At 47.3% G+C, this 15,888-nt stretch carries 11 protein-coding genes; 6 read left to right on the top strand and 5 right to left on the bottom strand.

Features of this window, described 5'->3' with window-relative positions; all coding sequences use genetic code 11:
* Positions 1-239: 239 nt before the first annotated feature.
* Complete coding sequence (locus QUA27_RS05345; protein ID WP_333066813.1) at positions 240-1,958, top strand: S8 family serine peptidase; 1,719 nt, start codon at positions 240-242, stop codon at positions 1,956-1,958.
* Between the two features lie 168 nt (positions 1,959-2,126).
* On the opposite strand, the gene QUA27_RS05350 is transcribed toward QUA27_RS05345, so the two are convergent.
* Complete coding sequence (locus QUA27_RS05350) at positions 2,127-2,261, bottom strand: hypothetical protein (protein WP_333066814.1); 135 nt, start codon at positions 2,259-2,261, stop codon at positions 2,127-2,129.
* A 12-nt stretch (positions 2,262-2,273) separates the two neighbouring features.
* Between QUA27_RS05350 and QUA27_RS05355 the strand changes: the two genes are divergently transcribed.
* Positions 2,274-5,093 carry a CHAT domain-containing tetratricopeptide repeat protein gene (locus tag QUA27_RS05355; protein ID WP_333066816.1) on the top strand — a complete coding sequence of 940 codons (2,820 nt, stop codon included), beginning with the start codon at positions 2,274-2,276 and terminating at the stop codon, positions 5,091-5,093.
* A gap of 178 nt (positions 5,094-5,271) precedes the next feature.
* On the opposite strand, the gene QUA27_RS05360 is transcribed toward QUA27_RS05355, so the two are convergent.
* Together QUA27_RS05360 and QUA27_RS05365 are read right to left on the bottom strand one after the other, a co-directional pair.
* The gene (locus QUA27_RS05360; RefSeq protein ID WP_333066817.1) at positions 5,272-7,230 is read right to left on the bottom strand and encodes a cation:proton antiporter; all 1,959 of its coding nucleotides are present in this window, start codon (positions 7,228-7,230) and stop codon (positions 5,272-5,274) included.
* 493 nt (positions 7,231-7,723) lie between these two features.
* On the bottom strand, positions 7,724-8,986 hold the full coding sequence (locus QUA27_RS05365; protein ID WP_333066818.1) for a GH25 family lysozyme: 1,263 nt from the start codon (positions 8,984-8,986) through the stop codon (positions 7,724-7,726).
* 112 nt (positions 8,987-9,098) lie between these two features.
* Here QUA27_RS05365 and QUA27_RS05370 point away from each other — a divergent pair, with 112 nt between their 5' ends.
* Complete coding sequence (locus QUA27_RS05370; RefSeq protein WP_333066819.1) at positions 9,099-9,593, top strand: DUF427 domain-containing protein; 495 nt, start codon at positions 9,099-9,101, stop codon at positions 9,591-9,593.
* A 392-nt stretch (positions 9,594-9,985) separates the two neighbouring features.
* On the top strand, positions 9,986-11,098 hold the full coding sequence (locus QUA27_RS05375; protein WP_333066820.1) for a GGDEF domain-containing protein: 1,113 nt from the start codon (positions 9,986-9,988) through the stop codon (positions 11,096-11,098).
* Positions 11,099-11,116: 18 nt separating this feature from the next.
* Here QUA27_RS05375 and QUA27_RS05380 read toward each other — a convergent pair whose 3' ends face one another.
* Positions 11,117-11,356: a helix-turn-helix transcriptional regulator gene (locus QUA27_RS05380; RefSeq protein WP_333066821.1), complete on the bottom strand. Its 240-nt coding sequence runs from the start codon at positions 11,354-11,356 to the stop codon at positions 11,117-11,119.
* A gap of 260 nt (positions 11,357-11,616) precedes the next feature.
* Positions 11,617-12,633 (bottom strand): methyltransferase domain-containing protein, encoded by a 1,017-nt coding sequence (locus QUA27_RS05385; protein WP_333066822.1) that lies wholly within the window; start codon positions 12,631-12,633, stop codon positions 11,617-11,619.
* Positions 12,634-13,220: 587 nt separating this feature from the next.
* On the opposite strand from QUA27_RS05385, the gene trxB reads away from it, so the two are divergent.
* Both trxB and QUA27_RS05395 read left to right on the top strand, forming a co-directional pair.
* Positions 13,221-14,591: a thioredoxin-disulfide reductase gene (gene trxB, locus QUA27_RS05390; protein ID WP_333066824.1), complete on the top strand. Its 1,371-nt coding sequence runs from the start codon at positions 13,221-13,223 to the stop codon at positions 14,589-14,591.
* A 265-nt stretch (positions 14,592-14,856) separates the two neighbouring features.
* On the top strand, positions 14,857-15,741 hold the full coding sequence (locus QUA27_RS05395; protein WP_333066825.1) for an ABC transporter permease: 885 nt from the start codon (positions 14,857-14,859) through the stop codon (positions 15,739-15,741).
* The last annotated feature ends 147 nt before the right edge of the window (positions 15,742-15,888 follow it).

Raw genomic sequence — 15,888 nt, forward strand, 5'->3', positions numbered from 1 at the left:
CAGGGAATTAATTCCCTGGCGGACTGTGGAATGAATCTTGGTTCGCGATCGCGTCTCAATAATCTTAACACTGATGGAAGTGAACCATCTACTCTACATATTCACCTACATTGCACTTTCCCGCAATCTCTTTTGCACCCCGTACTGGATCAAGTCTGTGGGTAGAACAGATGATTTTTAGATCTGTGCTGCGTAAGATTTAAATCAAGAATGAATCTAAATATCTGAGGTTTTAAATTATGTTAGATATCACCACTAATCCTAACGCTCGCCTTTATTTCAATCAACAGCCAAACAATCTCGCCCAATCAACATTTCCGGCTAACAGCGACTTGCTCAACGGAGCGATCGAGCCATTGAATATTCCTGGTTATAGTGCTGAATCTAGCTTGACTAATCCTGCTGCATCTAGCTTCGACCCACAGATACATATAGCAGATTTTATTGTAGCTAATGCAGGCGCTGGCTTCACTTACTCTGCGAGCGATCGAGTTAGTGGCGCTGTTGCCGATTCTCAACTCAAACCGCAGTCACAATCGGCGAATATAAACGCAGATCCGCTAACAGGAACTATATCTGCTTCCCAGTTGAATTTCGCCGATCCAGGTAACTCTCTTTCGATAGCTCGTAATATTGTTGGTGTTGAAAATGGTAGCATCAACTTAACTGATTTTGTCGGAGTTGGAGATTCCAACAATTTCTATCGATTCGATATCAACACTAAGAGCAATTTTAACCTGCGTCTAGACGGTTTGAGAGCGGATGCTGACGTAAAGCTAATTCAAGATAGAAACGGCAACGGTGTAGTTGATTTTGGGGAAACTATTGACTATTCTCTTGAGAGTGGCATCGTCCCCGATGTCATTAATGTACCCAATCTGGCTCCAGGAACATACTATGTCCAAGTCTCTAGCTTCTTAGGCAACTCTACTAATTACAACCTGAATCTTTCTGCCACCTCTATTCCTGAACTAAATATTCCCACACCGAGCGGCACTTTTAATAGTAATTACGGCTACGGTTTTGTGGATGCAAATGCAGCAGTTTCCAGCACCTTAAACCGCTCAAATCCTTTTCCAGATATTCCCGATATTGGCGGGAATAATTGGGCGCTAGATGCCATAAATACACCGGAAGTTTGGAATCAAAACATTACAGGAAATGGGATTGTTGTAGCTGTCGTGGATAGTGGTGTTGACTACACCCATCCTGACTTGGATGACAATATTTGGCGGAACGCTGGTGAAATTGCTGGAAACAGCATTGATGACGATCGCAACGGATATATTGATGATATTCGGGGTTGGGATTTTGTGGCTAGCGACAACAACCCAATGGATCTGGATTTCGACGGTCACGGGACTCACATAGCAGGTGCGATCGCGGCGGAACAAAATGATTTTGGCATCACAGGAGTTGCCCCCAACGCTAAGATTATGCCTGTGAGAGTGTTAGACGCCTTTGGTTACGGCGAGTTGAATAATGTTGCTGCTGGAATCCGGTATGCTGCTGATAATGGAGCTAATGTAATTAACCTCAGTTTGGGAAATGAGTTTTACCCTTCCAACCTGGTGAATGACGCAATTGAGTATGCAAATAACAAAGGCTCTATTGTGGTGATAGCAGCGGGAAATTCGGGTTTTAGCCAACCAGATTACCCAGCTCGTAATGCCGATCGCTTGGGAATTGCAGTGGGCAGCATTGATGTAAACGGCAGGATGGCTGACACCTCGAACCGTGCGGGTTCCACACCTTTGGATTACCTAGTTGCTCCGGGAGTAGACATCTATTCTACCACTCCCTATAGCTCCTATGACACCCTAACTGGCACATCTATGGCAACGCCACAAGTAGCGGGTGTAGCGGCTTTAGTTTTGAATGCCAATCCGACTTTAACTCCAGCTCAAGTGGAGCAAATTTTGACGACAACAGCTAATCGGAATGGGTTGATAGGATAGCATTGCAAATCCCGACTTAAGTCCTGCGGACATTAATCGAGCATTAGAGCAGACGGCTCTGGATATGGACGATCTAAACACGCCAGGTTTTGATTTTGGACTTGACTATGCCAGTGGGTAATGGTTTGATTCAAACCGATCGGGCGATCGCTAAAATAGTCGTCTAATTCAGATTAGAGTCCCCATCCCTGTGGCGAGATCGGGGAGGCAGAGCAAGCTTCTATGAAGGTCGATCGCCTGTGGCAGATTGAGGCGATCGCACGACGGCAGAAAGAGCGATCGGGCTAATTCTCTAAATTCCAACTCTAGAATCCTATGCTGTATTTCCCATTTAAGCGAGTCAAATCAACCCACTCTAGGGTCACTAATGTTTTCCTAGCTTCCATTTCCCTGTTCGTGCTTGCCACTATCCCCCTATTAACTACTCCTAACTCTCTCTTCCCAGCGATCGCTCAAACTACCGATGCTCGTCAAGCACAGGGCGATCGGCTCTTGCAGCAGGGCAGGCAACAATATCAGACTGGGCAATTAAGAGCAGCGCTGAATTCCTGGCAACAGGCACTGGCAATTTATCGCACCATCAAAAACCGCCAAGGGGAGGGTGTAGCACTGGGCATTGTGGGAATGGCTTACCGCTCTCTGGGCAACTATGCCCAAGCGATTGAGTATTTACAGCAGAGTTTAGCGATCGTCCGTGAAATTAAGGACCGCCAAAGGGAGGGTGTAGCACTGGGCATTGTGGGACTCGCTTACTACAATCTGAGAAACCATGCCCAAGCCATTGAGTATTCACAGCAGAGTTTAGCGATCGCCCGCTCCATTAAAGACCGCCACACGGAGGGTCTGGCACTGGGCACTTTGGGAATGGCTTACTACAATCTGGGCAACTATGCCCAAGCCATTGAGTATTCACAGCAATATTTAGCGATCTCGCGTGAAATTAAGGGCCGCGAGGCGGAGGGTAATGCACTGGGCAATTTGGGAATGGCTTACCGCTCTCTGGGCAACTATGCCCAAGCCATTGAGTATTCACAGCAGAGTTTAGCGATCGCCCGTGAAATTAAGAACTACCAGGGGGAGGGTCTGGCACTGGACAATTTGGGAATGGCTTACCGCTCTCTGGGCAACTATGCCCAAGCCATTGAGTATTCACAGCAGAGTTTAGCAATCGCCCGTGAAATTAAGGATCGCGAGGTGGAGGGTAATGCACTGGGCAGTTTGGGAGCCACTTACTTCTATTTGGGCAACTCGGCCAAAGCCATTGAGTATTCACAGCAGAGTTTAGCCATCGCCCGCTCCATGAAAAACCGCCACGGCGAGGGTGCTGCACTGGGTAATTTGGGAATCGTTTACCGCTCTGTGGGCAACTATGCCAAAGCCATTGAGTATTCACAACAACTGTTAGCCATCGCCCGCTCCATTAAAGATCGGCAGAGCGAGGGTGCGGCACTTAGCAATTTGGGAATCGTTTACCGCTCTCTGGGCAATTATGCCAAAGCCATTGAGTATATACAACAAGAGTTAGCCATCGCCCGCGAAATTCAAGACCACCTTGGGGAGGGTGCGGCACTGGGCAATTTGGGAGTTGCTTACCTCTCTCTGGGCAACTATGCCAAAGCCATTGAGTATATACAACAACTGTTAGCCATCGCCCGCTCCATTAAAAACCGCAACGATGAAGGTGTGGCGCTCAACAACCTGGGAGCGGCGTTCTTTAAGGCTGGCAACCCCACAGAAGCTGAGAAAATGCTCGTGAATGCGATTCAAGTTTGGGAATCGATGCGTCAAATGCTCGGCTCCAACGATGCGAATAAAGTCTCCATCTTTGAAGGACAAGCTATGACTTATCGCCTTCTACAACAAGTTCGAGTGGCTCAGAATAACCCGATCGCCGCTTTAGAAATTGCCGAACGGGGACGCGCTCGTGCCTTTGTCGATCTCCTGACAGAACGCTTATCGTCAGGTTCTACCAATCCGGTCATTACCGAAGCTCCCAACCAGGAGCAAATCCGCCAAATCGCCAAAGCACAGAATGCCACTTTGGTTCAGTATTCCATCATCTACGAAAACTTCCAGATTCAGGGAAAACAAGTAGGGCGTGAATCCGCGCTCTACATCTGGGTGATTCAACCGACAGGCGAAATCACATTCCGCGAGGTAGACCTCAAACCCCTCTGGCAGCAGCACAACGCCTCCCTAGCCAGCTTAATCGTGGGCAATCAAGAATTTCTCGCCGTCCGCAGTCGCAGCAGTCTTGGCTCCACCCAACCCCAAGCCGACTTACCGACACTGCATCAACTGCTCATCGATCCCATTGCCAGCCTCCTACCCAAAGATCCTAATGCCCGCGTCATTTTCATTCCCCAAGGTTCCCTGTTCCAGGTGCCCTTTGGGGCCCTGCAAGACTCTGGCGGCACTTACTTAATCGAAAAACACACCATTCTTACCGCCCCTTCGATTCAAGTATTGGATTTAACCCGACAACAACGACAGAAGCTAGCACAGAAGCCAGCCAACAGCAGCAGGGCTCTAGTCTTGGGCAATCCCACCATGCCAAGCGTGTCTCTCTCTCTAGGAGAACCCAAACGGCAATTGTCTCCTCTACCTGGGGCTGAAGCGGAAGCTAGAGCGATCGCCCCTCTGCTCAAAACCCAAGCGATTACAGGCGCGCAAGGGACAAAAGCCCAGATCGTTCAAAAAATGCCCCAAGCATCGATTATTCACCTGGCAACCCACGGATTGCTGGATGATGTGCGCGGATTGGGAAGTGCGATCGCCCTTGCTCCTTCTGGTAGCGATGACGGCTTATTGACCGCAGAAGAGATTTTCGATATGAAACTGCAAGCAAATTTAGTTGTTTTGAGTGCTTGCAACACTGGAGAAGGCAGAATTACCGGGGATGGGGTGATTGGTTTGTCGCGCGCTTTGATTTCGGCAGGAGTGCCGAGTGTGATTGTTTCTTTATGGGCGGTTCCCGATGCGCCGACATCGGAATTGATGCAGGCATTTTACCAAAACTTGCAAAATAATCCCGACAAAGCACAGGCACTTCGCCAAGCAATGTTAACCACGATGAAAACTCATCCCCAGCCGCGAAATTGGGCGGCATTTACTTTAATTGGGGAGGCAGAGTAAGGACGATCGCTTTAATCTGCTTGTCGCGATCGATCTGATATATGTTGTGCATTGAAATTGTATATTTCAATCCCATATCAAAAATTGTCAAATCCTCTCCCCCTCTCCCATTCTCCCCCTCTCTCCCTCTCCCCCTCTAATACCATAAAAAATCTATATGCACGCCAGCTTACTGCCCCTATCGCGAAACTGGCGGTAGCAAAACTTCTGCTTCCTTCTCGATTTTAGCTTCCTCCAAAATCGGCTCTAAAACCGGAGAAGGAATCGGCACTTCTTCAACTACCTGATGCTTTTCCAAAGTCAAACGAGACTGAGACGAACCCGACAATCTTTTCAACAATTTCGGTGTCGGATCGTACAACAAATAAATAATTCGATCGCCTGCTTGCCAAATCTGGGTCGCCGACACTACTTGCAAGTATCCTTGCCTTTCCAGCAGCAGCGGCGCTAACTCCCCGGCTTTAACCAAAGCTTGCAAGTGAGCAATCTGAAACTGCAATCCCTCACTTTTTAACTCAGTTTCCCCCAATTTTACTTCGCCATCGCTCAAATATTCGTTCCAATCCTTCAGCGACAAATCCGAGACAAAAGCTTGATTGATTTTAGTCGGATTTGCAGGCGTATTTGCTTGCGGATCTTTGGGGAATATTGCCAAAACCCTCGGGGGTGCAAACTCTTCGGCCGCTCGCTGAGCTAACACTAAGTTTACCTCGCCGTTGTTAGTCATTGCTAAAAAAGTTCCCATCGATTCCAGTCCGGCTTCTTCTAACACGCTGTGGTCGAGAGCACTGCTCAAAAACACCCGCAAACCTTCTCGTTCTGCTTGTGCGCAAGCTTCCGGGTCGGTGTCGATAATTGCCACAGATTCTCCGCGTTCTTGAAACAAGCGAGCAATTAATCTGCTTAAAGGATTTGACCCCACAATTGCAGCACCGGTTGCCGATTTTGAGGTTATGCCCAAAAGTTGAGCGATCCGCCCGGCTGTTAGTCCTTGGACGAAAACTGTCATAATAATTGTTAGGAAAACTAAGGCTTTAATCGAGTCGCCGCCGTTGATTCCCCGCTGGGTGAGCAAAATTGCAAATAAAGATGCGATCGACGCTGAGACAATTCCCCTCGGCGCTACCCAACAAACAAATAATTTCTGCCGCCAATTCAGTCCGCTGTTCCAAGTACACAGCCAAACGTTGATCGGCCGCACTACCCACATTAAAGCTAAAACTGTAAACAAACTTCCCCAACCGAGGGCAACCACACTAGCGAGCGATAAATCGGCCGCCAGCAGCACGAACAGCATGGAAATAGCCAGGACTGTCAGTTGACCTTTAAACCTCCTCAGCAGCCTTTCTTCGGGGACAGCAGCGGCTCTGAGGACGATGCCCGATACGACAGTTGCCATCAGTCCCGATTCGCTGCGGATTTCTTCTGCTAAGCCGAAAAATCCCCACAAACCGGCTAAAACTACTAAGTTTTTGAGGTCTTCTGAGAGAAATTGCGATCGCTTGAGAATGAATCCCAGCAACCAACCGCCCGCAACTCCGACGACTGCGCCAACGAAAAGCCGTACGATTAAATCTCGGAACAAAACCACCAAATCAGCATTGCCGTTTAAAATAATATTCAGCACCAATACCGCCAGAATTGCTCCGACAGGATCGATTAAAACGCCTTCAGCTTCTAGCAAAGCGGCAACTTGTTTGTCAACAGATACTTGTTTGAGCAAAGGGCCGATTACCGTCGGGCCGGTGACGACTACTAGAGAAGCATACAAAAATGCGATCGGCCAGGGAAATTCCCCCAACCAGTGTGCGGCCATTCCGCCGCCTATTAGCGTAATTAAAGTGCCTACCGTAACTAAATTGCGGATGCTGCCCGAAAGTTTTCCTAAATCTCGCAATTCCAAATTCAAGCCGCCTTCAAACAGAATTAACGCTACGCAAAGCGATACCATAACTTCCAAACCGCTGCCCAGCAGATTGGGGTGCAGCACTCCCAAGCAGTCTGGGCCAGCTAAAATTCCAAACAGCAGCAAAAAGACGATCGCCGGAACTTTCAGATAGGCGGCGAGAACTTGAGCGCTAATGCCACAGATGACGGTCATGACCATCAACATGGTGATGTTAAAGGGGATTTCCATAGATATAATTGTTACAGGCTGCCCGCTTAGTTTTAAATGTTCGATCGCGGGTAATTAGAGTGCAGGCGCTATTTTCGGCGCAGCTTACCAACTCGGCACGGCACTGGATTTTTGCGAATAAGATTAAAAAATCTTGATATTGGCTATAACTTTATCAGATAATTCTCTTGGCGTCAAAGATGGCAGTAAGCTGTAGCTAAGCGAGAGATTGTCTGTTATGTTAGAGAGTCCGATGGGGATGCGGGCACAGAGGGAGAGGATTTGACGAATTTTGATGGGGAGTCAATCTTACATCTCAGATACCAAGATTTCCCGGCTTTTCCATTATAGAGGGCTTCAACCCGCAGATTCATCTGTGGAGTCAATCTCCAATCACAAAGCTCACATCTCAAATCGAGCACCCCCAGACTCATCTTTAGAGTAGATTTTCCCTCAAAAATGTCAAACCGCAAGATTCATCTGTAGAGTCAATCTAAAATATAAAATCTATAATCTATAATCGATTGGCATTCTGCCACCTGCGAAAAAACTCCGATAGAATGGTCGGCGAAATTCGCCCTTCCAGCCAATCTAAAGCCTGGTTTTGCTGGGGTGCGGCCCGATAAAATTTGCACGCATCTATTAGCCGAATCGGAGAATTAGTGACAGTAGATTGAGAGCGCCACTTTTGGGCAAACTCGGCAATAATAGCCGGAGAAATTTGTTTTTGCAGCCAATCTAAAGCTTGGTCTTGTTGTGCTAAACCGCGATAAAATTTGCCCACATCTATCAATCGCAAATTACTGTCTTGAGGTAAGGTAGTTGCCCGCCATTTTTGAGCAAATTCCCCTAAAATAGAGGTAGAAACTTGACTTTGCAGCCAAATTAAGGCAGTATCTTGGCTAGCGCTAGCTTTATAAGACGAAAATACCTGAGTCAGCCGCACGGCTGATATGGGAGGGGGAGTTGGAGCGGGAGTCGGCGCTGGAGGGGGGACAACTACTTTGGGAGATTTTCGCATCAAAGCGGCCCAGGTTTGGAGACTTGCAATGCCGTCTGGATTGAGACCTTGAGATTTCTGAAACGAGATGAGCGCCGCTGTGGTAGTGGCTCCAAATTTACCATCCATCGCACCTGGATAAAAACCTTTAATTCTTAATTCCCTCTGGATGTCTGCCACTTTATAACTTACGGCGCCTTCTCGGACACTTTCATAAATATTGGTGTCTACATTGCCCGAAACGCCGGACACGGTGCCTGTGTCGCTGTACTGCCAAAAAGTCCAAGTTTTCCAGCCGCCGGGAACCCAAGGTTCCTCAGCAGTGGTATAGTGAGCAATCCACAGTGGGTAATCGGCAAACCGTTTTGTCCCCAGGTTGTCCCAGAAACCGGGGTAGGTGTAGATAATCGGCCGCATCAAGGTGGCTGTTTCGACGGCTTCTAGCCAAATTGCGGCTCGATCGCAAAATTGATCCACACTCAAACCGCCTGTAGTTTCCATATCCAAGACTGGCGGCAAATCCCCCACTTCGAGTTTGACTGTTTTGAGGAACAAATCGATTTGTTCTTGAACGCTGCTTGCAGGTCGAAAAAAGTGGTAAGCACCGCGTTGAATCCCCGCCGCTTTCATCGCCGCCCAATTGCGAGCGAAAGTTGGGGAAACTAACGTTGCACCCTCCGTCGATTTGACAAAACTGAAGACAATACCGTCCCGGGCAACTGCTTGCCAATTGACATTGGGCTGGTAGTCGGAAACATCTATACCGCGAATACTCATATTACGAAGAGTTGAAAAAAGCTGGTTTGCTCTGAAGCAGCGACTCGATTAAGGGTACATTAAATTGTAATGCTAAGTCGCTAAGTGTTTTTTTCCAGGGGAGATGGTGCAAATGAACTTCGATCGAATAGATCCCGGCCCTGGTCAAGAGTCTGTTTGGGATTACCCACGTCCCCCTCGGCTTGAGGAATCGACCAAACACGTACAGATAATTTTTAATGGAGTGACGATCGCCGATACGCGCCGTCCTCAGCGGGTATTGGAGACAAGTCACCCTCCTGCCTACTATATCTGCCCCGATGACATCAAAATGGAATATTTGCACAAAACTTTACGGGGTTCTTGGTGCGAGTGGAAGGGACAAGCCGGTTATTACACTGTGACGGTAGAGTCGAAAGAAGTAGTAAATGCAGCTTGGTTTTATCCCAATCCCAATCAGGTTTTTGCAGCTATTAAAGATTATGTGGCTTTTTATCCGAGCAAGATGGATGCCTGTTATGTGGACGGGGAATTAGTGCAATCTCAACCAGGGGATTTTTACGGTGGCTGGATTACCAAAGATATTGTCGGCCCGTTTAAGGGGGGGCCAGGAACTTGGGGGTGGTGAGGGAATGTTGAGTTTTGAGTTTTGAGTTTTGAGTAGATAATAACGGCACAAACCACGTTTTTTTCTTACGCAAAACCTAGTTATAAAAACCTGATTTGTTGAGTTTGTGTGACCCGTGAAGAAGTTGAGAAATGGCGCTGACATCCTTTTTTTTTACGGTGCAAAAAGCCAACAGTAAAAAAATGACTAATAATTCAATAAAGCTCTAATTGAGTGAGGAGGCATCAATGCAAGGCAATGCAGGCAGGGCATAAACTAACGCATGAGCTTATTCCCTTAAATATATATATAGTGTAGTACAAATACAGCCAATGGTAAAAAACAAATACTAAGATAAGTTAATAGTTGAGACTAGCTTTGTTGCTGCTTTATTGTTTATTCGGATCTGCGCTGTGTCTGTTGAATTTATTGAGCCGTCTAACTCGCCAGAAAACTCACCCAACAATTTATCTTTAGAGTCTACTCTTAAGGATCTGCCTCTATTCAATTTTCAGGTTGACTCCTCATATCTCGCCAAAGAAGTAGCTCGTTTTTTTCAATCTCACCCGCTGCTTCCGGGAGTTATCTTGACCGTAAATGGGGAATTTTTAGGGATGATATCCCGTCGGCGGTTTATGGAACGCATGAGCCGCCCTTACGGAGTAGATATATTTGCTTGCAGACCGATTATAGCCTTGTATCAAATAGCTCAAACTGATATTTTGATTTTACCAGGAGTAGCCTTAATTGTCATGGCAGCTCAGCGCTCCGTGCAGCGACCGCCAGAACTGCTTTACGAGCCGATTGTTGTGCAGTTAGAACCTCAAGTTTACCGACTTTTAGACGTGCATCAACTGTGGGTAGCTTTATCCCAAATTCACCAACAAGCTACTTGGTCTATGAGCGAACTTTATTACAATTTATCGCTCACGCAATCCGAGCTAGAAGCAGCTAATTATCAATTAAAAGCAGCTAATTCCGAATTATATCGCCTTGCCAACTTAGATGGCTTAACTCAGATTGCCAACCGCCACTGTTTTAACGAATACTTACAGGAAAAATGGCCAGAATTGGGAGGAGCTGCAGCAGAAATATCTTTAATTTTATGCGATGTTGACTTTTTTAAGACATACAACGATACTTACGGACACCAGGCGGGAGATGCTTGCTTGCAGCAGGTAGCCCAAGCTATTTTGGCAGCGGTAAATTACTCAGCAGGCAAAGTTTCGGGGGAGACTCTAGTAGCCCGTTACGGAGGTGAAGAATTTGCGGTAATTTTACCCCGCACTTCGTCTGAAATAGCTGTTTGGATTGCAGAGCAAATTCGAGTTTGCGTAAAAGAACTGGAAATCGAACACCTTAATTCAGCGGTGTGTTCTCTCGTGACGCTGAGTTTGGGGGTAGCGAGTACATTTCCTCGATCGTCTACAGCACAAAAAAACTTGATTGCAGCGGCAGACCGCGCGCTTTATCAAGCTAAAAACCGAGGGCGCGATCGAGTAATTTTAGATACGGATGGATTTTAGATTGGAAAATCTTTTCGATCACAGATTGTCTGGCAAATCGCCGATCGACCTGCCGATGGTAGCGAGCAATTTCTCCAAAGCTTTCATCTGCTTGACGGTGAACGTCGGCACGTTCTTTCCCAACTCCCAACGGCTGATTGTTTGCGACGAAACGCCAAGCTCTCGGGCCAAATCTTCCTGACTCATCTCCAGTTCTTCCCTGAGCTTCTTCAAATGCGACTCTTCATCTTCAGATCGCGGAACGGGCTTTTTCGGCATAACCTTGAGCGCACATTTTTTATATAAGATGCTTAAGCATCTTGACTAAACAATAAATTGATTAGACACTTTTGGAAACGAGCATGAATCGATTATGCCTGACAAACAGCGTCTGAATTCCTAGGTTATTGTTCGCCTGCTTCGCAATTGACAATAGAAGCGTCGTGGGTCGGTTTCGGAGTGGGTCGGATTTGGGTAAGTATTTAGCTTGAAGGTGCGCAATACTGCCTGTAAAATTTTATCGGACGATCGTCCCGTGCCTACAAAGACTCGCACCAAGCACGCTCCGCCGTCCAGTGCCTGTCTGAAGATTCATAAATCCTCAACCCATCCAACCCGGCATTTCGGAGCATCTCCTCAATTTCATCCAGCGTAAATGCTGCTTGCAAGGAATCGCTGAACAACTGCTTCTGATGCGCGTTGCAATCTCCCGCATACAGATTGACTAAATTATCCCTGATTTCCGTTTTTTCCGGCCGCAGCAAATCCCGCAAAAAAATTGCTCCCTGTGGCTTCAACACCCGCTTGACTTCCTGCAAAAACGGCAGCGGATCGGGCAAATGGTGGATAATGCTGTTGGAAATCACCATGTCAAAATAACTGTCTGGATACGGCATGGCCTTAGCATCGATTAATTCGAGACTAATTTGCGATCGCACGCCCGCCTTTTCCACATTTTGGGCCCCGACTTTCAGCATATTTGCCGACAAATCGATGCAAGTCAATTTCCATGCTGGGCGGAGTTGACAAAGGGCGATCGGAATTCTCGCCGTACCCGTCCCCGCATCCAAAACGTTTCCAAAAACTGGCCCCAAGACCGCAGCACTCTGAGCAAAAGCAGCATTAACCTCAGCAAAATCCATCGAATCGTATTCGATCGCCTCTTCCAAGGAATCCATCACTTCCGGTTCCAAAACTCGCTGCATAAAATTTATCTCGTTATCTGGCATTTCCATATAGGGGTTCAGTTTCGCCTGCAAAAGCTCGACTAACTCCGGTTCCATATATTCGTAATTGTCCGGGATTTGCAGGCAAATAACTTTCTTGCCTTCGAGACTTTCGGGAAATTTGCTGCGGAGTCGATCGCCATGCTTCTTCTCCATCACAAATATCACATCTGCCCAACCGACAAGACCCTCAGTTACTCTAATTCTTGCACCTTTTTCCGTTCCCGCCGATCGCACGCTGTAGCCGCTAACATTCTCCCATATCTTCTCGGCAGTCAAACTCCTCCACTTATTCTGACTGCACAGAAACAATATCTTGATTTTATCCACAAGTTTAAAAAGCAAAATTCGATCTTACTTATCCGCGTTCATCCGCGTTAATCCGCCCACATCTGCGGTTAAAAAGCTCGATCGAATTCCCCCCCGATCGCACCTTACATACCACAAATCATGTATTTTGTCAAACTTACCCAAATCTACGTTACAATTCTTAAACCATAAAATGCGGATTTTGCATAAAAAATTGTACTTATTACATTTGCAGAGTTCGTTAGTTTGACGATTTTAAAAGCTTTCAGCATCAAAAACTTAAATTAGTCAGAACGCCCCTGGATTGTGAAAATCTTACCACAAGCCTCAAAGCAAGTAAATAGGTCAAATAATTGAGAATGAAGTCAATAATTTTGGTCAACTTTAGATTTTCTTAAGATTTCAGCAGTCAAAATAGATCGAACATTTAAAACTAAATCGACTTTTAGATTGTTTTTGCTTATTAAAGTAGTTGGAATTGCCCCGAAGACCGATCGACCCTCAAAAATAGATACAGATGCTCGATCGCACAATGGCATCAAACCAAACTCGATCAAACTCTGCTAGAATCAGTAAAACGAAGTCGTTATGAGTTTAAGTAAATAGCTATGACCAACGAAACCGTAGAAAACCTAGTAATTATCGGCTCAGGGCCCGCAGGCTACACCGCAGCCATCTACGCCGGGAGGGCAAACCTGAAACCCGTAGTCTTTGAAGGCTACCAAGCCGGAGGCGTCCCCGGCGGGCAACTGATGACCACCACAGAAGTAGAAAACTTCCCCGGCTTTCCCGAAGGGATCACCGGGCCGGAACTCATGGATCGGATGAAAGCTCAAGCAGTCCGCTGGGGTGCCGAATTATACACAGAAGATGTAATTTCGGTGGATTTGAGCCAGCGGCCGTTTACAGTGCGATCGGAAGACAGAGAAATTAAAACCCACACGATAGTAGTCGCTACAGGCGCGACGGCGAAAAGGCTGGGGCTGCCTAGCGAACACGTATTTTGGAGTCACGGCATTTCGGCCTGTGCGATTTGCGACGGCGCTACCCCAATTTTTAAAGGAGTAGATTTAGCTGTAATCGGTGCGGGCGACACAGCAGCGGAAGAATCTATTTATTTGACAAAATACGGCTCTCACGTACATATGCTGGTGCGGCGCGATCAAATGCGCGCCAGCAAAGCCATGCAAGACAGAGTGCTGAGCAATCCCAAAATTACCGTGCACTGGAACACCGAAGCAGTGGATATCTTGGGCGAAGCGGGCGGCAAAATGGACGGGGTGAGAATTAGAAATATCGAAACCGGGGCCGAAAGCGATTTGCTGGTGAAAGGATTGTTTTACGCGATCGGTCACACTCCCAACACTCAACTGTTCCAAGGTCAGTTAGAACTCGACGAAGTAGGCTATATCGTTCCCAAACACGGTTCGGTAGAAACCAGCGTCGAGGGAGTTTACGCCGTCGGCGACGTGCAAGACCACGAGTTTCGCCAAGCCATCACCGCCGCCGGTAGCGGTTGTATGGGGGCGATGCTGGCAGAAAGGTGGCTGTCGTCCAATGGTTTAGCTCAGGAGTTCCGCCAAACCGAGGAATCCGAGCAACCCGTCGCAGCGCCGGAAGCTCAAAAAGTACGCAAAACCAGCGCGAACTTTGATATCCAAGACACGCGCCACGAAGGAGGTTATGCTTTGCGGAAGTTGTTCCACGATAGCGATCGACTGATTGTGGTCAAATATGCCTCTCCGAGTTGTGGGCCTTGCCACAGCCTCAAGCCGATTTTGAGCAAAGTAGTAGATGAGTTCGAGGGCAAAATCCACTACGTGGAAATTGACATCGAAGAAGATCCAGAAATTGCTGAAAATGCTGGCGTGATTGGTACGCCGACGATTCAGTATTTCAAAGACAAAGATTTGGTGGCTGAGCTCAAAGGAGTGAAGCCAAAAAGCCAGTACCGCGAGTTAATTGCCAGTAATTTGTAGGAAGTCGATCGATTTTAGATTTGAGAGTCGCCGAGAGAGGTTTAACCTAAACTCGACTTGCGTACCGCCTGCCAAAAACCCGGTTTCTCGCCTGCGCGCAAGTCCCCTGCAGGATAAAAACCGGGTTTTTTTTAGCAGCATCCCCCGAAAAAACCCGGTTTGTCGCGAGTGTTTGGCGAATGAGAAAGAGGATTTTTGACTGTTCCGGGTTTTTTCGCCTGAGTGCTACTAAAATCGAAAAGTCTTATATAGGTCGATCGTCATTATGGCTCAAAGCCGCCTCCGACTGCCGCGATTTCTCAACAGTGCCTCGCCCTCAAACCTGTCAATGAAAATGATGTGGGCAGGTTTGACAATAACTGCCGTGTTTATATTGGTAGCCACCTTGTCTCCAGCTATGCAAGCTTGGGGATGGCTGCAAAATCCTACGGAGGCTTTGATTAACCCCATCCACGAACCGCCGTCGGCGAATTATTGGTTTGGTACTAGCCGCAGCGGCTATGATGTGTTTTCCCGCACGCTGTTTGCTTCTCGGGCGGCTTGGCAAGTGGTAATTTTAGCCACTGCTTTGAGTTTGTTTATCGGTGTGCCGCTGGGTTTGGTTAGCGGTTATTTGGGCGGTAAGCTCGATCGAGTGTTGTTATTTTTAATGGATACAATTTATACTTTGCCGGGGCTGCTGCTTTCTTTGACGCTAGCGTTTGTAGTGGGAAAAGGAGTTTTGAATGCTGCGATCGCCCTGAGCATTTCCTACATTCCTCAATACTACCGCGTCGTCAGGAATCACACCGTCAGCGTCAAAACCGAATTGTTTGTCGAAGCCGCCCGAGCAATGGGTGCTGACACTTGGACAGTGCTTTCGCGCTACCTGTTTCTGAATGTGATTCAGAGCGTACCTGTGCTGTTTGCGCTCAACGCTGCCGATGCAATTTTAACATTAGGAGGTTTGGGATTTCTCGGATTAGGACTTCCCGAAGCAACTCCCGAATGGGGACACGACTTGCGTTTAGCTTTAGATGCGCTACCTACTGGCATTTGGTGGACAGCTTTGTTTCCCGGTTTGGCGATGACTTTAATGGTGGTGGGACTGTCTTTGGTGGGGGAAGGATTAAACGAGTTTGTTAACCCTCGGCTGCGGAATCAGCAGTAATCTGTCTCGCGCTTACATTAAGTTCGCAGTCAGGACTTTAGTGCTTATTCACAAATATAAAAAAAACTGAAGTCCTGACTAGAACAGGCGCTATAAAGAGATGGTAATCTCGGCCCGATTAATTACTAAATCTTTCTCTCAAGAAGG

The organism is Microcoleus harperi Pol14_C6, assembly GCF_036701295.1.
Lineage (GTDB): Bacteria > Cyanobacteriota > Cyanobacteriia > Cyanobacteriales > Microcoleaceae > Microcoleus.

Bases quoted from the DNA above. Each gene is read 5' to 3' on its own strand.
- QUA27_RS05345 (WP_333066813.1), top strand. From the start codon at position 240: ATGTTAGATATCACCACTAATCCTAACGCTCGCCTTTATTTCAATCAA.
- QUA27_RS05355 (WP_333066816.1), top strand. From the start codon at position 2,274: ATGCTGTATTTCCCATTTAAGCGAGTCAAATCAACCCACTCTAGGGTC.
- QUA27_RS05360 (WP_333066817.1), bottom strand. From the start codon at position 7,230: ATGGAAATCCCCTTTAACATCACCATGTTGATGGTCATGACCGTCATC.
- QUA27_RS05365 (WP_333066818.1), bottom strand. From the start codon at position 8,986: ATGAGTATTCGCGGTATAGATGTTTCCGACTACCAGCCCAATGTCAAT.
- QUA27_RS05370 (WP_333066819.1), top strand. From the start codon at position 9,099: ATGAACTTCGATCGAATAGATCCCGGCCCTGGTCAAGAGTCTGTTTGG.
- QUA27_RS05380 (WP_333066821.1), bottom strand. From the start codon at position 11,356: ATGCCGAAAAAGCCCGTTCCGCGATCTGAAGATGAAGAGTCGCATTTG.
- trxB (WP_333066824.1), top strand. From the start codon at position 13,221: ATGACCAACGAAACCGTAGAAAACCTAGTAATTATCGGCTCAGGGCCC.
- QUA27_RS05395 (WP_333066825.1), top strand. From the start codon at position 14,857: ATGGCTCAAAGCCGCCTCCGACTGCCGCGATTTCTCAACAGTGCCTCG.